Source organism: Pseudomonas sp. NC02, from assembly GCF_002874965.1.
GTDB lineage: Bacteria > Pseudomonadota > Gammaproteobacteria > Pseudomonadales > Pseudomonadaceae > Aquipseudomonas.
The window spans coordinates 4,743,222-4,765,546 of record NZ_CP025624.1; the positions used below are offsets into that span (position 1 = coordinate 4,743,222).

The window sequence follows — 22,325 nt, forward strand, 5'->3', positions numbered from 1 at the left end:
TTCCCTCCACCCTTGGAGCCTCCATGCCCACCCTCCAAATCCGCACGCCCATGCTCGATATCGCCTACGAAGCCCATGGCCCGGAAGGCGGCGAGGTGGTGATCCTGCTGCATGGCTTCCCCTACGACCCTCGTGGCTATGACGAGATCGCCCCGGTGGTCGCCGCACGTGGCTACCGGGTATTGGTGCCATACCTGCGCGGCTATGGCCCGACGCGCTTTATCAACGATCAGGTGATGCGCTCCGGCCAACAAGCAGCGCTGGCCAAGGATTTGCTGGATTTCATGGATGCCCTGTCCATCGAAAAAGCCACGCTGGTGGGCTATGACTGGGGCGGACGCGCGGCGTGTATCGTTGCGACGCTTTGGCCTGAACGGGTGCGCGGCCTGGTGACGGGCGATGGCTACAACATTCAGGATATCGCTGCGTCGACCAAGCCTCGGGCGCCGGAAACAGAGCATCGGCTGTGGTATCAGTTTTACCTTCATACCCAGCGCGGCGTCGACGGCTTGACCGCCAATCGTCGCGAGTTCTGCCAGTTACTGTGGGCGCTCTGGTCGCCGTCCTGGGCCGAAGGGCCGAGCCTGTATGGCAAGACAGCGCCTTCGTTTGATAACCCGGATTTTGTCGAGGTGGTGGTCCATTCCTACCGGCACCGCTTCATGTACGCACCGGGTGACCCGGCGCTGGAAAGCATCGAGCAGGCCCTGGTGCAGCCACCGCCGATTTCAGTACCGAGCATCTCGTTGTGCGGCGCCGATGACGGCGTAGGTCCGGCCCCGGTCGAAGATGACGACCTGGAAAATTTCAGCGGGTTTTATCGGCGCGAGGTGTTGGCCGGCGTGGGCCACAACATTCCCCAGGAGGCGCCCCAGGCAACCCTTGAGGCGATCTTCGAGCTGCTGAGCCTCAGCCCCCAGCCGAAATCCTGAAGCTGAACACGCTGCCCTGCCCCACCACGCTTTCAGCCCACAGGGTGCCGCCGTGGGCTTCGACGATGCCGTGGGAGATGTACAACCCCAGCCCGCTGCCGGTGGGGTTGCCCTCGCGTGAGGTCCAGTAGCGGTCGAAGATATACGGCAGTTGCGCCGGGTCGATGCCGATGCCGTTGTCGCATACCCGAAACAGCACTTCGTCCCCCGCCGCCTCGGCAATCACCTCGATCACTCCGCCCACCGGGGTGAATTTCAGGGCGTTGCCCAGCAGGTTGGAAAACACCTGGAACAAGCGCTCCGGGTCGGCCTGGGCACTCAGCCCGTCCACTGAGCGCCAAGTCAGGTCCACACCCTTGGCAGCCGCCAGCGGTTGCCACATCGAACAGATCTGGTCCAGGGTTGCCGCCACATCGAGCCGTTGCAGCGAAACGCTGTAGCGCCCGGCCTCGATGCGCGAAATATCGATCAGGTCTTCCAGCAGCGTGTTCATGCGGGCGGTGGCGTTTTGCATGGTTTCAATCGCGGTGGAGAGGCGCCGGTTCGCCTTGTTGTCCTCGGCGGGCACCATGCTGCGCATCATGCCGCATTGCATCAGCAGGATGGTCAGCGGGCTGCGCAGGTCATGGGAGACCACCGCCACCAGCTCGTCACGCGCCCGCACCGCAGCATGTTCGCGTTGCACCTGGCGCGCCAGGTCATGCTCCAGGGCATTGCGCCGCAGGCTCTCCGCCGCCTGTAGCTCCGACAGCGACCAATACAGCGCCTTGCCATCGACCTGCTGCTTCCACAACTCAAACGACAGGCGCGGGCTCAAGGTCGTGCTGCCCGGTTCCTGATGTTTGACCGGCTGGCCGCTCCACTCCACCGAGGACTGCACCTCCGGGCGAAACCACATCACCGCGTTGTCCACCGGCTTGGGCAGGCAGAACGCCAACAGGCCGCTGGCATGGGCCTGGTAGGCCGCCGCCGGGGGAAAGTCCACCGACAATTGATGGCTGTGCACCACGCCTTTGCCCTGTCCGCGCACCCACTGGTACAAGGCGTGGATTTCAGCACGTGCAGGGCAAACGCCGAACACATGCAGGCGCTCTTCCACCCGTATCGCCAGGCCACCGGCGGCGGTCAGGTTCAGCAGCGTTTGCGCATAGGGCAACAGGCTTTCCATCACATCGCACTGGTCCGCGGTCATGGCGGCGACCAACTCTTCGACCATGGCGGCCTTGTCACGTTGTTGGCGGCGCTCCTGCTGCTCCTGGAGCAACGTGATCTGCATCGACAACAACTGGCCGATGCTGGTGCACGCCGTGCGCAGTTCATGGGGCACGCGCAACGGCTCACGGTGGCCACAGGTGATCAGGCCCCAGAGCTGGTCGTCCTTGAGCAGCGAAATGCTCATGGAGGAACGCACGCCCATGTTCTTCAAATAATGGCAGTGCACCGGGGACACGCTGCGCAACACGGCGAAGCTGAGGTCCAGGGGCTGGCCGTTGTCGGGGCGCAGGGCCGGCAGGATCGGCACCGGCTGGTACTCGGCGTCGGGAATCGCGCGGATCCAGTTCAGCCGGTACAGCTCGCGTGCCTGGGGCGGGATGTCCGACGCGGGAAAACATAATCCCAGGTACGGCTGCATGCCGTCGCTGAGGGCCTCGCCAATCACTTTGCCGTGGCCTTCCTGCTCGAAGCGGTACAAGGTGACCCGGTCATAACCGGTGAGGCTACGAATCTCGGTCACGCTGATCTGGTACAAGCTGTCGAGCGTCTTGGCCGACTGCAAGCGGCGCAGCGTTCGGGACAGCTGCTTCACAGCGCTGTGCTCAAGCGTGAGGCTCCGCTCCAGTTCGAGAAACAGCAGGCCTTGATGACGATGCAGCAGGATGTCGTAGGCGTAGCCATCCAGCGTCAGTTGATGCACGTCCTCCTCAAAGGCGTCCAGGTCTGCCAGGGCACGACTCACCTGTACTGCCGCTTCGCTGCCCAGCACACTGGCCAGCGCCTGGCCCGACAGGCGTTGCGCGTCCAGGCCCAGCGCGACGCTCAGGTTGCTGCTGGCTTGCAGCACCTCAAGCGCCGGTTCGCTCAGCGTCAACAACAACCCGTGAGGCTGGATCGAGCCGGGGATATGGATGGGCTCGCTGGCGCAATCGTCGATCAGCGTATCGACCGTGGTCATCGCAGCACCCCGCAGCGGTCCAGCCACTGCTCGAAACAGAGGAAGGTCGACTCGGCGACCTTCACCGCCTCCACGCGCTCGTACGCGGTTCGCAGCGGGTAAAGGCACGCCAGAAAGCGCTGCCACAGGGCGCTGGTCTCGGCCCCGTACACATTCATGAACGCGCCGCCATTGGTGGAGCCCACGCCAATCTTGATCTCGATAAGGTCGCGCAACACCTGGCCGCCGAGGGTGGCGCCTTCCAGCACATAGAGGGCGCCCAAGGCCTGGGCCACGTTGGTGATGGCGGGCAGTTCGGGGCATATCGGCAAGGCATCGATCTGCAGGTTTTCCAGGCCCAGCGCCCGCAAATCCGCCTGCAAGTACGGAGTTTTGCTGCGCCGCCCCCACTCCAGGTCCGGGAGGATCTCGCCCCACGGCGCCAGGGCGCGCTCCAGCGGCTGATAGAAGCCGTAGTAGGCGCTCATCAACTCGCGGTACAGCGCCAGGTCCATGCGGGAAAAAGGCAGCCGAGTGTCGAGACGTCGATGCAGTGCAGCGGTCGCCGCGCGTAGTTCGACAAGGACAGGAGGTAGTGAATTCATGAGCTGTGCGCACGCCGGGAAGGTTCAAAACCGCGACGTAGAGGCCTGGGATCAAGACACTGCGCAATGGACTGTGAGTAACATAGCACCTTGATACAAAAACGTACCTATTCGTTCAAACAGGCTCGACCTCAACCGGGTGAGGAAAACCGTTCACGGTAGGCCTGGGGTGTGATCGATACCGCTCGCAGGAAGCTGCGGCGCATGGTTTCTTCGCAGCCAAAGCCGCAGTGCACGGCGATGCGCTTGATCGACGCGCTGCTGTCCGCCAATTGCCGGCGGGCGGTTTCCACACGGATCAATTCGACGGCCCGCGCGGGTGTCTGGCCGGTTTCGGCGCGGTAGTGGCGCACGAAGCTGCGCTCGCTCATGCCCGCCTGGGCGGCCAGTGTGGCAACGTTCAAATCCAGGTTCAGGTGTTCGGCGATCCAGGCGTGCAACTCCGCAAAACGGTTGCCGCCTTTCTGCAGGGACAACGTCACGCTGAACTGCGATTGCCCACCGGGGCGCTTGAGAAACACCACCAGGTGCCGCGCCACTTCCAGGGCCACGGCGCGACCCAGGTCCTCCTCCACCAGCGCCAGGCACAAGTCGATACCGGCGGTCACGCCGGCGGAGGTCCACAGGTTGCCCTGCTGGATGAAAATCGGATTGGCCTCCACCGTCAGCTGTGGGTACTTGCGCGCGAGTTCTTCGCAGCGCGTCCAGTGGGTCACCACGCGGCGGCCGTCGAGCAAACCGCTGGCGGCCAGCAGAAAGGCGCCGGTACACACCGAAGTCATGCGCCGGGCCTGGGTGGCTTTTTGCCGAACCCAGTCCACCAGCGCCGGGTCTTCGGCGGCGCCGTACACCCCCCAGCCGCCGGCAATCACCAGTGTGTCGCACGGAGCATCGGCAGGCGGCAGTGGCTCGGCCACCAGGGCCAGGCCCGCCGAGGTCATCACCGGCTCGGCCTGCGCGGCAATCACACTGACCGCATAGGGCAACGGCAAGCCCTGCTGGCGCGCCAGGTCATTGGCCGAGGCAAATACTTGCAAGGGCCCGGTGACGTCGAGCACCTGCACATTGGGAAAGGCGAGTACGTTGATGATTCTGGGCATGTTGGCGTAATTCGTGGGCTCAATGGCGTATGCGCCAAAGCCTAGGTGACTAGAGTGAAGCCGTCCATCCCTTTATCAGGAGCAGTCCCCATGACCTTGCAGATCGGCTTTTTGTTGTTCCCCGGCATCCAGCAACTGGACCTCACCGGGCCCTACGACGTGTTGGGATCGCTGCCGGATGTGAAGCTGCATCTGGTGTGGAAAGACCTCGCGCCGGTCACCTCCAGCACCGGCTTGGTGTTTACCCCCAGCACCACTTATGACGAGTGCCCGACGCTGGATGTGATTTGCGTGCCCGGCGGTTCTGGCGTCGGGGCATTGATGGAGGATGAGCAGACCCTGGCGTTTCTCAAGACACAGGCCCAGACCGCGCGCTACGTGACATCGGTGTGCACCGGCTCCCTGGTGCTGGGTGCCGCGGGCTTGCTGCGCGGGCGTCGCGCGACCACTCACTGGGCCTACCACGACCTGCTCGCACCGCTCGGTGCGATCCCGGTGCAGGAGCGCGTGGTGCGTGACGGCAACCTGTTGACCGGTGGCGGGATTACCGCCGGGATCGACTTTGCCCTGACCCTGGCCGCCGAGCTGTACAGCGAGGCGGCGGCGCAACTGGTGCAGTTGCAGATTGAGTACGCCCCGGCGCCGCCGTTCAATGCTGGCCGGCCGGAAACCGCACCGCCGCATGTACTGGAAGAAGCCCGCAAGCGCACCGCCGAGTCGCGCAAGACCCGGGGTGAAATCGTGGCACGGGCAGCGGCCAGGTTGGGTTAAGCGTTCGCCCGTCCGTGGCGGTCGGCGGGCACCAAATGCCCGATGGTGCCGTCCCCATACGCCCGCTCCACTTTGGAAATCACCACGTGATAACCGCCGTACCAGCGGCGGTATAGACGCTTGGCTTCCAGGTGGGTCGGGTGGCTGGCAAAGGCGCGAATGGAGGCCTCGTCACGCCAGTAATAACTGGCGTTGATCAACCCGCCATCCGCCGAACGCCACGACTCGGCCCCCACGTATCCCGGCAGCCTTGCTGCCAGTGCGTCGATCAGATTCGTGAGGCGCTGGAACTCGTCATCCCGTTCGCCGGGCTTGTAGATAAAGGCTGCGATGTACATGGGTAACGTCCTTTTATGAGTGATGTTTCACGTCGGGCGAGACATCAATGCCAAGCGCACGGCCAGCACCATCAGCACGGTTGCCAGGCCCCATTTCTGTAAGCCTGCGCTCCCCGGTTTGCCGGCAAAAAACCGGCTAACCGCCCCGCCAAAAATCCCCAGCACGGCATGAAACACACCGCTGATCAGCGTCAGGATGATCCCCAGTTGCACCAGTTGCAGCGCGATGGGGCCCGCCTCGGGGCTGACGAATTGCGGCAGGAACACCATGAAAAACAGCAGCGCCTTGGGGTTGAGCAAACTGTTGAGCATTGCCCGCGCAAACACCCGGCCCAGCGGCACGCGGCTGACGTGGGCCGTGTCCAGGGCGGGCGTTTTCTGCAGGGTCTTGAACACCAGCCACAGCAGGTACAACACCCCGGCGTAGCGAATCAGGTCGAAGGCCGGCGGCCAGCTGGCGACCAGAGCGGTCACGCCGGTTGCGGTCAGTGCCGTGAGCAGCAGGTCCGCCACGCTGATGCCCAACCCGGATGCCACCCCGCCACGCCAGCCATAGGTCACACCGTGGCTGATGACGAAGGCCATGTTCGGACCCGGGGATAACAACAGCAGCAGGACTGCGCCAGAGAACACAGCCAGGGTTGCGAGGTCGATCATGCTCAAGCCATCCGCCGGGAAAGCCTGTAGATTAATCAGCCCACCTGATACAAACAAAAAATTGATCTAGATACACTTTGCACAGGAACGCACCATGGCTCAGGTCCGCTACAAACTGATCGTCGATGAACTGGCCACGCGGATTCGCGCCGGCCAGTTGCCGCCGGGCACCCAGTTGCCGACCCTGCGTAGCCTGATGAACAGCCATCGCATCGCCCTCGCCACTGCCTTGCGGGTGTACAGCGAACTGGAGGCCAGCGGCCTGGTGGTGGGTGAACCGGGACGCGGGACGTTTGTGCGCGACACCACGTTGCTGCGGGGCATGGGCCTGGTGCAACAACCGCTCCAACCGGGCACCGTGGACCTGAGCCTCAACTACCCCTCGTTGCCGGGCCAGGCCGAGATGCTGCGCGACGGTTTGCGTGCCATTGCCGCCTCGGGCGACCTCGATGCGCTGCTGCATTCCGCGCCGCAAGGTGGCCGCGCCCATGAACGACAGACCGCCGCGCGGCACCTGCGCAATCGGCAGATTCGCGTGAGTGGCGAGCAAGTGCTGATCGTCAACGGTGCGCAACAAGGCCTCGCCGTCAGCCTGATGGCGCTGCTGCAACCGGGGGATGTATTGGCGGTGGATGCGCTGACGTATCCCGGGTTGAAAACCCTGGCCCAGTCCCAGCGCATCGACCTGGAGCCGCTGCCGCAACCGGCTGGGCATACGGATCTGGATGCGCTGGAGGCTTTGTGCAAACGGCGCCCGGTGCGGGCTTTTTATTGCATGCCCACGTTGCACAATCCGCTGGGCACGGTGATGGGTGAAGCCGACCGCGAGCGCCTTGCAGCGTTGGCTGAACGCTACGATTTTCTACTGATCGAAGACGGCGCCTACGCCTTTCTCGCCGAGCCCGCACCGAAGCCGTTGTTTACTTATGCGCCGCTGCGCACGGTGTATGTGTCTGGCCTTTCGAAGAGTGTGGCGTCGGGGTTGCGGGTGGGGTTTATCGTCGCGCCCAAGGCGTGGGTGCCGGCGCTGGAGCAAGCGATCCGTGTCTCGACCTGGAGCACGCCGACGCTCACGGTGAACCTGGCGTGCCGCTGGATAGAATCCGGTGCAGTGGATGCACTGGAAGAGCACAAGCGCCAGGATGCGCGCCAACGCCAGGCGCTGGCCCGGGAGGTCTTGCGAGGGTGTGAGGTGATTGCGCATCCGGCGTCGTATTACCTGTGGCTGGTGTTGCCGGAAGGTCTGCGGGCGGATGCAGTGGTGGCTGCGCTTGAGGGCCAGGGTGTGCGGGTCACCAGTGCCGAGCCGTTTGCCTGTACGGCCCATGTGCCGCATGCGTTGCGGGTGGCGCTGGGGTCGATTGATTTGGCGACGTTAAGAATAGCCTTGGGGAAAATTCGCGAGGCAATTCGGATATGAATAAAGGGCCAGCAGGGTAAATCCCTTTGATTTGCGGGACATTTCCGAGACAATCTTTCGGCCTTGTGCCCATTGGAACCTGTGGCTAGTCTTCGCCCCGTCACTGCTCATCAGTGATCGGGTTTAGTCGCCCGGGTCTTACATGGCGCATGGTTCTCATGAAGTTTTATGGTGGCTATGCGTAGGGCGCCTTCGGGTGCGCCGGTTTTCCATGTGGCCGGTCGACTAACCTGCGCATAGCCGCCACCCTCGTTTAGTCGCGACGGGTGTCAGCTCCTAAAACATATGGAGTTACACCATGAATAAACCCGTCCCCGACCCACCCATCGACCTGCTCAAAAACCGCGCGGCCTTCAATCGCGCCCTCGAACACTACCTGCCTTCCCAGGGCTTCCATACCGTCAACGAAGACCTGAGCTTCGAAGACTCCCTGCTCTACACCGCCAGCCTGCTCAGCAGCGCCTCGGCCACCGCTCTAGACTGCGGCGAACTGCTGCAAAGCCCCGAGCGGGCAAAGTTGCTGGCGGTGTGGCATTTACTGGAAATTGCCAAGACCACCGTCGACCGCTCGATTGAGTGTTTGCACCTGCGCAAGGCTTAGCCGCAACCCCGTCAAGCCTGTGTGGGTTTGTGCATCCGGCCAAATCCACGCGGCAACGATTGCCCAATCCTCTGGCCAACGCATAGAATGCGAACCGTTATCAATTAAGACGCCCGCGCCAGGATGCCCATGTCGAGCGACCACCCACTGGATCATGCCGCCATCGGCCAGCTCTACCATGCCCATCATTCCTGGCTGCGCGGCTGGTTGAGCCGGCGTACGGGCTGCCGTGAGCACGCCGCCGACCTGGCGCAGGAAACCTTCGTGCGCCTGCTCAATGCGCGCAAGCAGCAAGCCTTGCTGCAACCCCGGGCCTACCTGAGCAGCATCGCCCGCAGCCTGATGATCGACCAGTATCGCCGCCGCGAACTGGAGCGTGCCTATCTGGAGAGTCTCGCGCATTTCCCGCAAGTCGAGGTGCCGTCGGAAGAAACCCGCCTGCTGATCCTCGACAGCCTGGAGCGCATCGACCGCCTGCTGGACCAACTCAAGCCACGGGTGCGCGAAGCGTTTTTGCTGGCGCAACTGGACGGCCTGACCTGCCAACAGATCGCCCTGCGCCTGGGGGTGTCCAAGGCCACCGTGGAGCGCGACCTGGCCAAGGCACTGCATGCCTGTTATCGGTTGCGTTATGCCGAAGGCTAATCCGCCATTGGTGGACCAGGCGATCCAGTGGATGATCAAGCTGCGGTTCAATATTGCCGATGACGCCACCACGGCCGCCTTCGAACGCTGGCTTGAAACCAGTAGCGACCACCAGCAGGCCTGGCAACGGGTCTCGTCGATGAGTGACGAGTTTGCGCAGTTGCCGGCACAGGTCGGCCGCCATGCCTTGCAAGGTGCCCGCCAACGCATCAGCCGCCGTGAAGGGTTGAAGTTGCTCGGGCTGTTCGCCGGTGCCGCAGGGCTGACATGGTTCGGCCGCGACTACACGCCATTGCCCGGCCTGCTGGCCGACTACCGCACCGCCACCGGAGAGCGGCGTTGGGTCGCCCTCGACGATGGCAGCCGTATCCAGCTCAACAGTGCCAGCGCCATCGACACAGTCTTCAACACCGAAAGACGTCTGGTGCAGTTGCGCCAGGGTGAAATCCTGATCGACATGGGCGCCGACGGTAGCGCGCCACGGCCCTTCTGGGTGCAAACCCGCGACGGTTATCTGCGCGCCTTGGGCACCCGGTTCATGGTGCGCGAGGAGCTCCACGGCACCTTGCTCGCCGTGCAAAAAGGCACCGTCGCGGTATTCGCCGACAGCCATCAGGCCAGCGCACGTGGGGTGATACAGCCCGGCGAGCAGGTGCTGTTTGATCGAAACGGCTTGCGTCCACCCGCCACCACGGGCCTGGATCCCTGGGCCTGGAGCGACGGTGTGATCAGCGCTCACAACATGCGTCTGGACGATTTCCTCGCGGAGCTGAGCCGTTACCGCACTGGGCTGGTGCGCTGCAGCGAAGCGGTCGCCGCCCTGCGTGTGTCCGGGACTTACCAGTTGGACGATACCGATCAGGTCCTGACCCTGGTGGCACAGACACTGTCGGTGAACATCACCTATCGCAGCCGTTATTGGGTGACCGTCGCAGCTCGTGCATGACCTTCCGAAAATAAATGAGGTGAATTCTCATCTTCGCTCGACCTGTAAGGAAAGGCCGATCAACAGGCCGATTCTGTCCACTTCCTTCAGGAGCATTCCGCGGTCATGCAAGCGTTCCCCTCCAAGCGTTCTCCCCTCAAGCATGCGGTGCACGCCGCCCTGCTCGGTGCCTGCCTGAACGGCAGCGCCCTGCCCCTGGCGGTCATGGCGCAAACGCCTGCCAGCGACACCCAGGCCCGTGACTGGAACATCGCACCCGGCCCATTGGCCACGGTGCTCGACCAGTTTGCGCGCCAGGCGAGTATCAGCCTGTCCTATGACGCCACCAGCGTCGCCGGCAAGACCAGCCCCGGCCTCAACGGCGCGCTGGACAGCCAACAGGCCTTGAGCCAATTGATCCAGGGCCAGGGTTTGCAAGCCCAACGCCAGAGCAACAACACCTGGCTGCTGTTGCCGCAAGTCGCGGACACCGGCGCGCTGAACCTGGGTGCCACCACCGTGACCGGCGAACACCTCGGCGTCACCACTGACGGCAGCGGTTCCTACACCACCGGCGCGGTGACCATCGGCAAGGGCGCCCACAGCCTGCGGGAAACACCGCAATCGGTCAGCGTCATGACCCGCAAGCTGATCGACGACCAGAACATCACCACCATCGATCAATTACTGGAACACACCCCGGGCATCACCACCTACGACTCACCTATGGGTGGCAAGTATTTCTATTCCCGTGGTTTCAAGATGCTCGGCCAATACCAGTTCGACGGTGTGCCGTTGGACATCGGCAAAGACTACGTACAGGCCGACAGCTTCACCGCCAACATGGCGATCTATGACCGGGTGGAAGTGCTCAAGGGCGCGGCCGGCATGCTCAAGGGCGCCGGCACCGCCAGTGGTGCGGTGAACTTCGTGCGCAAGCGGCCACAAGACAAACCCACTACCAGCCTGTCGCTGTCTGCCGGCACCTGGGACAACTACCGCGCCGACGTCGATACCGGCGGCCCGCTCAATGACAGCGGCACCGTACGCGGCCGCGCCGTGGTCAGCCAACAGAACCGTGGCTCGTACATGGACGTCTCCAAGCGCCAGGACCAAGCTGTCTACCTCGCACTGGATGTTGACCTCTCGCCCGACACCACCCTGGGCATCGGTGCCAGCTACGAAGATGTCGATGCAACGCCCTGCTGGGGCGGTGTGCCGCGCTACAGCGACGGCAAGAGCATCGGCCTGAGCCGTTCCACCTGCCTGGGCCAGGCCTGGAACGACTGGCAGAGCCAACGCACTACGCTGTTTGCCGACCTCACCCACCACTTCAACGACGACTGGCAACTCAAGGTCACGGCGGTGAACAGCCGCAACCTGCAAGACATCAAATACGCCGCCAGCCAAGGCACCGTGAAGTACGGTGATCCGGCGCCAACCGCCGAGATGTACGCCGCGCTGTTTGACTACGACCACCGGGATTTCGGACTGGATGCCTACCTGGACGGTAAGTTCGAAGCGTTCGGTTTGCAGCATGAACTCATCATCGGCGCCAATGGCAGCCGTGGCACCCAGGACGATGTCTACGCGATCCGCAGCCTGCCCGACCGGCAAAGTATCTTCCTGCCCAACCACCACTTCCCGCAGCCCGCCAACGATACCTTCTGGCCCAACATGTACCGGGGCGGCACCGTCAAGGAAACCGCCACCCAGTACGGTACCTACGCCACTTTGCGCCTGAGGCTGGCCGAGCCATTGATGGTGGTGCTCGGCAGTCGCGTCAGTTGGTTCGAAAACCGCCGCCAGTCGAATAACCTCGCCTGGGGCGAATGGGCCCTGCAGGATGCACGCACCAAGGAAACCGGTGAAGTCACGCCGTTCGCCGCGGTGATCTATGACCTCGACGACAACCTTTCGGTGTACGCCAGCTACGCCGATATTTTCCAGCCACAAAGCTCCAACGCCACGGTGACCGGGGCTGCCCTCAAGCCCAAAATCGGCGAAAACTACGAGCTGGGCATCAAGGGCGAATGGTTTGAGGGGCGCCTCAACAGCTCGCTGGCATTGTTCCGCGCTATCGAGAAAAACGCCGCCGAAACCGACTACACCACCCAATGCGGTACCTCGGCAGACGGCTATTGCTACACCGACACTGGCAAGGTTCGCGCACAAGGTGTCGAAGCCGAGTTGAGTGGCGAGTTGCTGGAACGCTTGCAAGTGGCGGGCGGCTACACCTACACCCAGACCAGGAACCTCAACAACATCAACAGCGCCGCCATTGGCGCGGTCGCAAACAGCTACGTGCCGCGACACATGCTGCGCTTGTGGGGCGATTATCAGTTGGACGGCACACTGTCGAAATGGAGCGTCGGCACCGGCGTCAACGCCCAGAGCAGCAACTACCGAATTCAAGGCATCAAACTGGAACAAGCCGGTTATGCGGTATGGAATGCGCGGTTGGCGTACCGGGTTGATGACACATGGACGGTGGCGCTGAACGGTAACAATCTCTTCGACAAAAATTACTATCAGACGGTGGGAACGGCCGACTGGGGTAATTTCTACGGCGAACCGCGCAACTTCACTGTCAGTTTGAAAGGCAATTTTTAAGGTTAGTACCGCCTCAATGTGGTGACGGACTCACGTCCTCACCACTCGTCGCTTGTCCCCGAAAAACCCCGCATCCGACCTCCGTCAAAAAAAGGTTTTCCTCAGCCGCAGGAAATTTCCTAAATTTGTTCCTACACTCCAAAACGCCAGCATTTTGTTCCGGGAAAACCCGGAAATCCGACCAAGACAGTCAACAAACTGTCACGCGGGAGAGTACCTGACGTGTCTAGACCGAAGGCCTTATAAAAGAGTCAAAACCTTGACGAGCGACGAAAAGGGAACCATCATTTAGCCATTACCCCGCAAATTCCCTGCAGATAGATAGGTAATTGCGTATTACCCAGCGAAGTAACCGTTCGTCTGGCGCCACTTATAAAGCAAGCCCTGCCTTTATGGATGAGCAGCCGAACAAGGAAGCCCTGGTGTGCAATGAGGGATGTTTTTATGCGCGAGAAGTCGTCAGTCGACAGCCTGTTTTTGACCCGGGCCGGTTTCATTGAGTTCTTTGTTGTTTTCGTAAAATTGATGCACGGCCTCACCGCCGTTTTTCCAGCACTGATCCTGCTGTTTTATCCAGACCCGATGGCCCCCGAACTGCGCGCGCACTTTCTCGGCTTGCTGCTGTTTTTCGCGATCCTGACGATCATTCTGTTCCAGGCCATGGGGGTTTACTCCGAGGAGCTGTTCAGCAATCGCCTGCGGTTTCGCACCATGCTGGTGGCCTGGTCTTCGGCGTTTTGCATCCTGCTGTTCATGTACCAGATTCTGCTGATGTTCCCGCAGTTGAGCCCGCGCAACCTGGCGTTCTGGTTTATCACCAGCCTGGCGTTGTTCGGGCTGGAGCGGATGGTGATGCTGCGCCTGTTCCGCAACCTGATGGCCAACGGCAAATACCTGCAACGCACGGTGATCCTCGGCTTCACCGACACCGCCGTGCACGTGGCCGACCACCTGCAACGCAACGGCGATATCCGTTCCGGACTGATCGGTTTTATCGACGACCGCACCGAGCGCATCCCCAAGGAACTGAGCAACCTGCCGCTGCTGGGCAACACGCGCGACCTGGAAAAGCTGATCCGCTCCGAGCAGGTCAACCAGGTGATGATCACCCTGCCCTGGGCCGCCGAACAGCGGATCAACGGGCTGGTGAAGCGCCTGCGGCAGATGTCGGTCAACGTGATGCTGGTGCCCGACATGGCCGCCCTGCGTTATGGCCACAGCCGCATCACCGATGTGGGCGGCATCCTGATGTTCAACACCTCCCACGTGCCGCTGCGGGGCTGGTCGCCGTTTATCAAGCGCTGCGAAGACCTGATTCTGGCGACCCTGGGCCTGGTGGCGTTGTCGCCGATCATGCTGATCACGGCGATTGCCATCAAGCTCGATTCCAAGGGCCCGGTGCTGTTTCGCCAGAACCGTTTTGGCTACAACGACAACGTGATCCGGGTGTTCAAGTTCCGCTCGATGTACGCCGAGATGAGCGACTTCAACGCCGACCGCCAGACCACCCGCGGCGACCCGCGCATCACCCGCGTGGGCCGGATCATTCGCAAGACCAGCATCGATGAGCTGCCGCAGCTGTTCAACGTGCTGCTGGGCAACATGTCGATGGTCGGCCCGCGCCCGCACGCCACCGCGACCAAGGCCGCCGGCGTGCCCTACGAAGTTGCCGTGAGCGAGTACAGCTCGCGCCACCGGGTAAAACCGGGCATCACTGGCTGGGCGCAAATCAACGGCTATCGTGGTGAAACCGACACCCTGTTCAAAATCCAGAAACGCGTTGAGTACGACCTGGAGTACATCTCGAAGTGGTCGGTGTGGTTCGACTTGTACATCGTTTTCATGACGGTCCCGGCCGTCCTTTCGACCAAGGAAGTCTATTGATGAACACCCTCAACGGCTTGATTCCCTGCATCATTTCCGGTGGTTCGGGCACCCGGCTGTGGCCGGTGTCGCGGCAGAACATGCCCAAGCCTTTCATGCGCATGCGTGATGACCAGAGCCTGCTGCAGAAGACGTTCCTGCGGGCCAGTCACCTGCCGGGCGTGGAAAGCGTGCTGACGGTGACCAACCGCGACCTGCTGTTTCGCACCCTCGATGACTACCGCGTGGTCAACAAGGCCCATCTGGCCCTTGACCTGTTGCTGGAGCCGTTCGGGCGCAACACCGCCGCCGCCATCGCCGTGGCCGCCCTGCATGTACAGGAAAACTTCGGCAGCGAGGCGCAGTTGCTGATCCTGCCCGCCGACCATCTGATTCTTGATGAAAGCGCCTTCGCCGATGCCGTCACCCAGGCCCGCGAACTGGCGGAGGCCGGCTACCTGGTGACGTTCGGCATCCAGCCCGACCACCCGGAAACCGGCTTCGGCTATATCGAACAAGGCGAGGCGCTGGGCCAGGGGTTCCGGGTCAAGCGCTTCGTCGAGAAGCCCGACCTGGCCACCGCCCAGGGCTATCTGGACGGCGGCAAGCACCTGTGGAATGCCGGGATGTTCTGCTTCAAGGCCGGTACATTGCTGGAGGAACTGGCGCTGCACGCCCCCGCCGTGCTGGACGCCGCCAAGGCCGCCCTCGAGCACGGCCACAGCCTGAACAACAACAGTTGCCGTCAGCGCGAGCTGAACGCTGAAGGTTTCGGCGCGGCGCCCGACATCTCGATCGACGTGTCGCTGATGGAAAAATCCGCGCAAGTGGCGGTGGTGCCCTGCGACATCGGCTGGAGTGATATCGGTTCCTGGGACGCGGTGCGCCAACTCACCCCCAGCGACGCCAACGGCAACCAGGTCAATGGCCAGGCGATCCTGCATGACGTGCACAACTGCTACATCGACTCGCCCAAGCGCGTGCTGGGCGCAGTGGGCGTGCGCGACCTGATCGTCGTCGACACCCCGGATGCGATCCTGATTGCCGACGCCAAGCGCAGCCAGGACGTGCGCTACATCGTCGCCGAGCTCAAGCGCCAGGACCATCCGGCATTCAGCCTGCACCGCACTGTCACCCGGCCGTGGGGCACCTACACCGTGCTGGAAGAAAGCAGCCGCTTCAAGATCAAGCGCATCGTGGTCAAGCCCCAGGCCTCGCTGTCCCTGCAAATGCACCATCACCGCAGCGAGCACTGGGTAGTGGTCAGCGGCGCGGCGATGATTACCAACGGCGACCGTGAATTCCTGATCAACGCCAACGAGTCCACCTACATTCCGGCCGGGCACAAGCACCGCCTGACCAACCCCGGCATCATCGACCTGGTGATGATCGAGGTGCAGAGCGGCGAGTACCTGGGCGAAGACGACATTGTGCGTTTTGACGACATCTACGGCCGGGCTCCGGCCGAAGTGAAGAAGTGATGCGTACCGCCCTGATCATCCCGACCCGCAACGCTTCCAGCCACCTCGACCGGCTGCTGCCGGCGCTGCGCATGCAAACCCTGCAACCGGACGAAACCCTGGTGGTCGACAGCGCTTCCAGCGATGACACCGTGGCGCGTTTTCGCGAGTTCGGCGTACGGGTCGAAGTGATCGATGCCAAGGACTTCAACCATGGCGGCACCCGCCGCTGGGCCAGCGAGCAAGTCGACGGCGACGCGCTGATCGTGATGACCCAGGACGCGATCCCCGCCGAACCCGAGACGTTCGCCAACCTGGTGGGCGAACTGGAACTGGACCCGCTCAACGGCGTCGCTTACGGCCGCCAGTTGCCGCACCCGGATGCCGGCGTGCTGGGCGCCCAGTCACGCCACTTCAATTACCCGCCGCAAAGCCGCAGCAAAAGCCTGGCTGATGCGCCGGAGCTGGGGATCAAGACCTGCTTCAGCTCGGATTCGTTTTCGGTGTACCGGCGCAGCGCCCTGCAAGCCGTCGGTGGCTTCCCCGCGGATGTGATCGGCAGCGAGGACGCCTACGTCGCCGCCCGCATGCTGCTGGAAGGCTACAAGGTGCGCTACGCCGCCACCGCCCTGGTCTATCACTCCCACGATTACCGTCTCATGGATGAGTTTCACCGCTACTTCGACATTGGCGTTTTCTACGGCCGCGAGCCGTGGATCCGCCAGGCTTTTGGCGATGCCGGCGGTGAAGGTAAACGCTATGTACTGGCCGAGCTTCGAGCGTTACGCGAAGCCGGTGCATTGCACCGCGTACCCGAAGTACTGGTGCGCAGCGCGTTCAAATTGCTCGGCTACCGGCTGGGCCATCTGGAGCGCCAGCTCCCCCTCGCCCTCAAGCGGCGCATCAGCATGTTCCCCGGTTATTGGAGGTGAGCATCATGACCTACAGGAAGACCCCTTTGATGAAACGAACCTTGCTCGTCCTGGCCATGATGGCATTGGCCGCCTGCAATACGCCCGCGCGGATCGTCGCGCCCGATGGCAAGACGGTGGACGAGGGCAAGCAGGCCCTCGATCGCATGGCCCAACTGCCACCGGCGGTGGAGCGGATCCGCATCGGCGACCAGTTGCGGATTGTCCGCGATGCCGGGGAAATGCCAACCCTGTCGGCGTTCAACGTCAGCACGATTTACGAACTGACGCTGTACACCGTGCAGAACGACGGCAAGATCAACTATCCCTTCCTGGGGCCGATCCAGGTGGCGCGGCGCACGCCGGCGGAAGTCGCCGCCGAGCTGAGCCAGAAACTCGCACCGGTGTATCGCGAGCCTCGGGTGACGGTGAACATCAACCAGGCGCCGGGCAACACGGTGATCGTCGGCGGCGCGGTATTAAACCCGTCGGCTATCTCCATCGCCACGGCCCCGACCATGGAGCAGGCGATTCTCGGTGCCGGCGGCGTGAGCTCGGTGGGCAACGCGAGCATGGTCGCCCTGCTGCGTGAAGATGGCCAAGGCGTCTACCACGCCTACTTCCTCGATTTCAGCCAGTACCTGAAGAACGGCGCACTGGGCCGCAAGCCCGTGGCGCTGCAACGCGGTGACGTGGTGTTTGTACCCAAGTCCAACGTCGGCGAACGGATCCAAGGCGTGGACACTTACCTGAACCAGCTGATTCCCTTCACCAAATCCATTGGTGTGGGCTACAGCTACACCACGAACCACTAAAGGAGCGACATCCCATGATCGAGATCCGTTCTTTTCGTGATCTTCTGCGTCTGTTCTTCATCTTCAAGCACGAGTTCAAACTGGCGGCGATTGCCGCGCTGGTGATCATTTTGCTGGGGGCGTTCCTGCTGCCGGCCAAGTATGAATCCACCGCGCGATTGCTGGTAAAACCAGGGCGTGACTCGACGATGCCGATCGAGGTCGACAACCGTCAGCCAATCGTCATGCCGAGCACCCAGCGCGACCCGATTGTCGACGAAGAGCGCCTGCTGACCGGCCGCCCTATCGTGCGTGCAGTGGCCGAGCATTACCTCGACGTGATGGACAAGATGCAGCCGCCGGAAGGCGTGTGGAAGCGCACCAAGTGGTACGTCAAGAAAGGCATCAGTGCCGTATTTGACGGTGTGCGAGTGGTGCTGGAAACCGTTGGCATCGTCGAAGAAACCACCCCGGTGGAACGCCTGGCGAAAAGCCTGGAGAAAAACTTCGAAGTGACCCACGCCATCGGCTCTACGGTGATGGACATCAGCTTCCGCTGGGATGACCCGCAAATCGCCCAGGCGGTGGTCAAGGATTGGGTCGAGACCTACATCGACGAGCGCACCCAGGCGTTGGGCCGCAAGAGCCTGTATGCGTTCTATGAAGGCCAGGTGTCTTCCAGCGCTGCGCAGATCAAGAGCTACAAGGAGCAGATCCTCGCGCACTTGAACGACATCGGCGCCTCGAGCATCACCGATCGCCTGGAAGACTTGTCCGAGCGGATCAACGTGCTGCGTGGCGAGGTGTTCAACTCCACTCGGCTGATCGCTTCCTCCGACGTGGCGTTGCAGAGCACCCGTGACCAACTCAAGGGCCAGCCCAAAGAGGTGACCACGGTTCGCCAGATCGCGTTGAACCCGCAGCAACAAGACTTGCGTCGCCTGCTGAACCAGAAGCTCCTGGAAAAAGCCGACATGATGCGTACCTATACGGATAACGCGCCGCCGGTCAAAGCCCTGGACGCTTCGATCCGTGCCATGCAGGCCCAGGTCGCCGGTGAAAGCGACACGGTGCAAAGCTCCGAGAACCGCGCGCCGAACACCCTGGAAATCCACCTGCAACGGGTACTGCTGGATGAGACCAGCCGCAACCAGTCGCTGCGTACACAGTTGGTGCAACAGCAGAAGCAACTGACTGAACTGGAAGCCCAGCGCAAGGACGCCCTGGCCATCGAGCCGGAACTGGCGCGCCTGGCCCGTGAGTTGAACGGCACCGAGAAAAACTACGCGCTGTATGTCGACAGCCTGGAAAAATCGCGGATCGACCGTGAACTGGACAAGAGCCAGATCAGTAACATCGCGGTGATCGAAGAAGCTACCCTGAACCCTGGGCGCGTCTTCCCGAAAACCCTGCTGATGCTGTTGCTGGCGATCCCGTTCTCCATCGTGGTCGGCTTGCTGGTGATCTACCTGTGCTACCTGCTGGATCAACGGATCCACGACGGCGGCCTGGTGGAAGGCAAATTCGGCCTGCCGCTGTGGACCACGCTGCCGGAGTTGGACACCAGCACCGCGCAAAGCACCAACGCCTTCAACGCGAGCATCTATCGCCTGTATGGGTTGCTGCCGCTGGAGCGTATTGCCGAACAGGGCCTGACCCTGGGGCTGACCTCGGCACGGCACGGTGAAGGCGTGAGCTTTATCGTCGAGCAGTTGCGCCAGTTGCTGGAAGAGAACGGCGTGCGGGTGCGGATCGGCGGGGTTGAGCCGGCGATTCCGGGCCAGGTGGTACTGCTGGATGCTTCGGCGCTGCTGGACAATCGTGATGCGTTCATCAACCTGCGCCGTGCCGACCTGATTGCGCTGGTAGTGGAAGCGCAAAAAAGCACGGTACCGGTGGTGGAACACGCACTGTCGATCCTCACCACGGCGTTCGGCAAGGTCGATGGCATTATCATCAACCGCCGCAAGTTCGAGGTACCGGTCAAGGTGCTGAAAACCATCGCCAAATACCGGGGTTCGTTCTGATGCGCATCGCCCTGCTCGCTCCCCTGCCGCCGGAAAAGAACGGGATCGCCGACTACGCGAACCACTTCAAGACGGCACTGGAGCAACTGGGCGTCGAGGTGGCTACGCCCTTGACGGGCGTGGTCGGCAGCACGGCGGCGATCAAGCAAGCCATTGCCGGTTTCGACTGGCAGGGTGTTGACCTGGTCCACGCGGAGCTGGGCGGTGGGCGGCTGGGGGAGTTCCTGGCCCTGCGCGAATTGCGCAAGGCCTACCCCGCCCTGCCGTTGACCGCCACGGTGCATGACCCGGAACGCATGGTCTGGCGGCGCGAGCAATTGCCCTTTCCGCTGAACCTGCTGGAATCCTTGCCCAGCCCATTGCCCCAGGCGGCAGTGGTGCTGGCCGATCCCTTGACCCTGCGCGAAGAACGTCACGTCGCCCAGGGCCTGACCCGGCTGGTGACCCTCACCCGCCTGGGCGCCGACTGCCTGACGGCGCGCATGCAATTGCCCGCCGGCAAGGTGGCGGTGATCAACCACGCCAACCTGGATATCCCGCCGGTGGCCTTGCCGCCGCTGGACACGCTGCACCTGTTGTATTTCGGTTTTATCTACCGTGGCAAAGGCATCGAAGACCTGTTGCAGGCCCTGGCCGCCGCCTTCGAAAAAGCCCCCGAATTGCGTGACCGTGTGCGCCTGACCCTGGCCGGTGGCACTGCCGCCGAAATGGCGTTTGGCACAGGCGGCAATTACCTGGAGCAGTTGAACAGCCAGATTGCCGAACTCGGCCTGGCAGGCTCCATCGACTGGCGGCTGAATTTGCCGGCCAGCGAGATCCCGCAGACGATCCAGGCGCACCATGTGATGGTGCTGCCGTATCGCGAATCGAAAAAGCTCGGCCTGCTGGGCCGCCAGCGCGGCACCAGCGGCGCATTGTCCTGGGCTGCCGCCTGCGGGCGCGGCGCGATCACCTCCGATGCCAGGGCGTTTGCCGAGGAAGTCGCCAGCGGCAATGGCGCCATCTATCCACAAGGCGATGTAGCCGCCTTGAGCGAACAACTGCTGCGGCTCGCACGCAACCCGCACATGGCCACGGACTGGGCCGCACGCGCCGCCGCCATAGGCCGCGAACGGTTGTGGCCAGTGACCGCGCAGAAGTTCGCGAGCCTGTTTGAGCAAACCGTTGCAGGAGGCAACCATGGCGCGTAAACGGACTTACCTCGCTACCCTCGCAGTCGTCGCTGCGCTGGGTTTGACCGCCTTTCTCTGGGGCCGCCCGGCCGATGCCGAGAGCCATGTGCTCAAGGGCAGCAAAGAGGTCGTGTGGAAGGACTTCCTGGGGGTGAACGCGCAGTTCCTGTGGTTCAGCCCCGAGCGTTATCAGAAGCAGATCGACCGCCTCAAGGCCCTGGGCCTGGAGTGGGTGCGCCTGGACCTGCACTGGGACCAGCTGGAAACCGCCGAGAACCAGTACAACGTCGCGACCCTCGACGAACTGGTGAACAAGCTGCAGCAGAACCAGATCAAGTCGGTGTTCTACCTGGTGGGCTCGGCGAAGTTCGCCACCACCGCGCCCGCCTCCTCGCCGTACCAGGACCAGTTCCCGCCCAAGGACCCGAATATCTTCGCCAACCGCATGGCATTGCTGGAACAGCGTTACCCCAGCGTAGATGCGTGGCAGGTGTGGAACGAACCGAACCTGCTGGGGTTCTGGCGCCCCGCCGCCGACCCGGCCGGCTATGCGAACCTGTTGCAAGTCACCGCCGCCGCGTTGCGGGTGGTGAACCCGAACAAACCGGTGGTGGCCGCCGGCATGGCATTCTTCAGCGAAATGCCCAACGGCCAGAACATGCTCGACGGGCTGCTGCAACGGGGCGTGCCGAGCCTGAATACCATCATGTCCTATCACCCCTACACCCAATTGCCCGAAGGCAACACGCCGTCGAACCTCGACTTTGTCGAAAAAACCAGCGCCCTCAACCAGAAGCTGCGGGCGGCCGGGGTGAATACCCTGTGGAGCACCGAGTGGGGCTGGTCGACCTACAAAGGCCCGAAAGAGGTGCAGGACTTCATCACCACCCAGGGCCAGGCCGACTACATCGTGCGCCGCGTCGCGCTGATGAGCGCGCTGGATTTCGACAAGATCTTCCTGTTCACCCTGAGCGACCTGGACCAGCGCGCCAGCGTGCGCGACCAGAGTTATGGCTTGCTCGACATCGACGCCAACCCCAAGCCGTCGTACACCGCGCTGCAGAATTTCCTGCAGGTGAGCGGGCCCAAATTGACCCCCGGCGACCCACCCACCGCCGATCAGTTGCCCGATGGCCTGTTCAGCATCGGCTGGTCCCGTGCCGACGGGCGCAAAGTGTGGTTTTTCTGGTCGGCCCGTGGCGGCAGCGCGCACTTGCCGGGCATGACCACCGCCACTTTGTATGACCCGTTGCGCGGCACCGAAACACCCTTGAGTGGCACCAATGGACTGGACGTACCGGTCAAGCCGAACCTGCAAATTCTGTTATGGGATTGAAGC

General features: G+C 62.6%; 19 protein-coding genes. 14 read left to right on the plus strand and 5 right to left on the minus strand.

Annotated elements, in window-relative coordinates:
• Nucleotides 1-23 precede the first annotated feature (23 nt).
• Entirely contained in the window at nucleotides 24-932 is a 909-nt protein-coding gene (locus tag C0058_RS22075; protein WP_102369578.1) for an alpha/beta fold hydrolase, read from the plus strand.
• Here C0058_RS22075 and C0058_RS22080 read toward each other — a convergent pair.
• From C0058_RS22080 to C0058_RS22090, 3 genes are all read right to left on the minus strand, one after another.
• The gene (locus tag C0058_RS22080) at nucleotides 910-3,105 is read right to left on the minus strand and encodes an ATP-binding protein (protein ID WP_087695344.1); all 2,196 of its coding nucleotides are present in this window, start codon (nucleotides 3,103-3,105) and stop codon (nucleotides 910-912) included. The genes C0058_RS22075 and C0058_RS22080 overlap by 23 nt on opposite strands.
• A complete protein-coding gene (locus tag C0058_RS22085) occupies nucleotides 3,102-3,689 on the minus strand; it encodes a biliverdin-producing heme oxygenase (RefSeq protein ID WP_102369579.1) in 588 nt (195 codons plus the stop codon). Before C0058_RS22085 ends, C0058_RS22080 begins: the two co-directional genes overlap by 4 nt.
• Before the next feature lie 131 nt (nucleotides 3,690-3,820).
• A complete protein-coding gene (locus tag C0058_RS22090; RefSeq protein WP_102369580.1) occupies nucleotides 3,821-4,789 on the minus strand; it encodes a GlxA family transcriptional regulator in 969 nt (322 codons plus the stop codon).
• Nucleotides 4,790-4,879: 90 nt separating this feature from the next.
• Here C0058_RS22090 and inhA point away from each other — a divergent pair, with 90 nt between their 5' ends.
• Nucleotides 4,880-5,560, plus strand: coding sequence for an isonitrile hydratase (inhA, locus tag C0058_RS22095; RefSeq protein WP_102369581.1), 681 nt, complete (start codon nucleotides 4,880-4,882; stop codon nucleotides 5,558-5,560).
• On the opposite strand, the gene C0058_RS22100 is transcribed toward inhA, so the two are convergent.
• Both C0058_RS22100 and C0058_RS22105 read right to left on the minus strand, forming a co-directional pair.
• The gene (locus C0058_RS22100) at nucleotides 5,557-5,898 is read right to left on the minus strand and encodes an antibiotic biosynthesis monooxygenase (protein ID WP_003208192.1); all 342 of its coding nucleotides are present in this window, start codon (nucleotides 5,896-5,898) and stop codon (nucleotides 5,557-5,559) included. The two genes, inhA and C0058_RS22100, sit on opposite strands and share 4 nt — an antisense overlap.
• Nucleotides 5,899-5,925: 27 nt before the next feature.
• On the minus strand, nucleotides 5,926-6,555 hold the full coding sequence (locus tag C0058_RS22105; RefSeq protein ID WP_102369582.1) for a LysE family translocator: 630 nt from the start codon (nucleotides 6,553-6,555) through the stop codon (nucleotides 5,926-5,928).
• A gap of 94 nt (nucleotides 6,556-6,649) precedes the next feature.
• Between C0058_RS22105 and C0058_RS22110 the strand changes: the two genes are divergently transcribed.
• The 12 genes from C0058_RS22110 to C0058_RS22165 all read left to right on the plus strand — a co-directional run bounded on the left by C0058_RS22110 (nucleotide 6,650) and on the right by C0058_RS22165 (nucleotide 22,322).
• Nucleotides 6,650-7,975 (plus strand): PLP-dependent aminotransferase family protein, encoded by a 1,326-nt coding sequence (locus C0058_RS22110; protein ID WP_008434545.1) that lies wholly within the window; start codon nucleotides 6,650-6,652, stop codon nucleotides 7,973-7,975.
• A 298-nt stretch (nucleotides 7,976-8,273) separates the two neighbouring features.
• A complete protein-coding gene (locus tag C0058_RS22115) occupies nucleotides 8,274-8,576 on the plus strand; it encodes a DUF6124 family protein (protein ID WP_003208197.1) in 303 nt (100 codons plus the stop codon).
• Nucleotides 8,577-8,705: 129 nt separating this feature from the next.
• A complete protein-coding gene (locus C0058_RS22120; protein WP_102369583.1) occupies nucleotides 8,706-9,221 on the plus strand; it encodes a sigma-70 family RNA polymerase sigma factor in 516 nt (171 codons plus the stop codon).
• Nucleotides 9,208-10,167: a FecR domain-containing protein gene (locus C0058_RS22125; protein WP_102369584.1), complete on the plus strand. Its 960-nt coding sequence runs from the start codon at nucleotides 9,208-9,210 to the stop codon at nucleotides 10,165-10,167. Before C0058_RS22120 ends, C0058_RS22125 begins: the two co-directional genes overlap by 14 nt.
• A 105-nt stretch (nucleotides 10,168-10,272) precedes the next feature.
• On the plus strand, nucleotides 10,273-12,759 hold the full coding sequence (locus C0058_RS22130) for a TonB-dependent receptor (protein WP_102369585.1): 2,487 nt from the start codon (nucleotides 10,273-10,275) through the stop codon (nucleotides 12,757-12,759).
• Nucleotides 12,760-13,203: 444 nt separating this feature from the next.
• A complete protein-coding gene (locus tag C0058_RS22135; protein ID WP_087695336.1) occupies nucleotides 13,204-14,643 on the plus strand; it encodes an undecaprenyl-phosphate glucose phosphotransferase in 1,440 nt (479 codons plus the stop codon).
• Nucleotides 14,643-16,103 (plus strand): mannose-1-phosphate guanylyltransferase/mannose-6-phosphate isomerase, encoded by a 1,461-nt coding sequence (locus tag C0058_RS22140; RefSeq protein ID WP_102369586.1) that lies wholly within the window; start codon nucleotides 14,643-14,645, stop codon nucleotides 16,101-16,103. Before C0058_RS22135 ends, C0058_RS22140 begins: the two co-directional genes overlap by 1 nt.
• Nucleotides 16,103-17,014 (plus strand): glycosyltransferase family 2 protein, encoded by a 912-nt coding sequence (locus C0058_RS22145; RefSeq protein WP_003208209.1) that lies wholly within the window; start codon nucleotides 16,103-16,105, stop codon nucleotides 17,012-17,014. Before C0058_RS22140 ends, C0058_RS22145 begins: the two co-directional genes overlap by 1 nt.
• 29 nt (nucleotides 17,015-17,043) lie before the next feature.
• Nucleotides 17,044-17,808: a polysaccharide biosynthesis/export family protein gene (locus tag C0058_RS22150; protein ID WP_003208211.1), complete on the plus strand. Its 765-nt coding sequence runs from the start codon at nucleotides 17,044-17,046 to the stop codon at nucleotides 17,806-17,808.
• Between the two features lie 14 nt (nucleotides 17,809-17,822).
• Complete coding sequence (locus tag C0058_RS22155; RefSeq protein ID WP_003208213.1) at nucleotides 17,823-19,814, plus strand: exopolysaccharide transport family protein; 1,992 nt, start codon at nucleotides 17,823-17,825, stop codon at nucleotides 19,812-19,814.
• The gene (locus C0058_RS22160) at nucleotides 19,814-21,004 is read left to right on the plus strand and encodes a glycosyltransferase (protein WP_003208215.1); all 1,191 of its coding nucleotides are present in this window, start codon (nucleotides 19,814-19,816) and stop codon (nucleotides 21,002-21,004) included. Before C0058_RS22155 ends, C0058_RS22160 begins: the two co-directional genes overlap by 1 nt.
• The gene (locus tag C0058_RS22165; RefSeq protein ID WP_102369587.1) at nucleotides 20,994-22,322 is read left to right on the plus strand and encodes a cellulase family glycosylhydrolase; all 1,329 of its coding nucleotides are present in this window, start codon (nucleotides 20,994-20,996) and stop codon (nucleotides 22,320-22,322) included. Before C0058_RS22160 ends, C0058_RS22165 begins: the two co-directional genes overlap by 11 nt.
• Nucleotides 22,323-22,325: the final 3 nt, after the last annotated feature.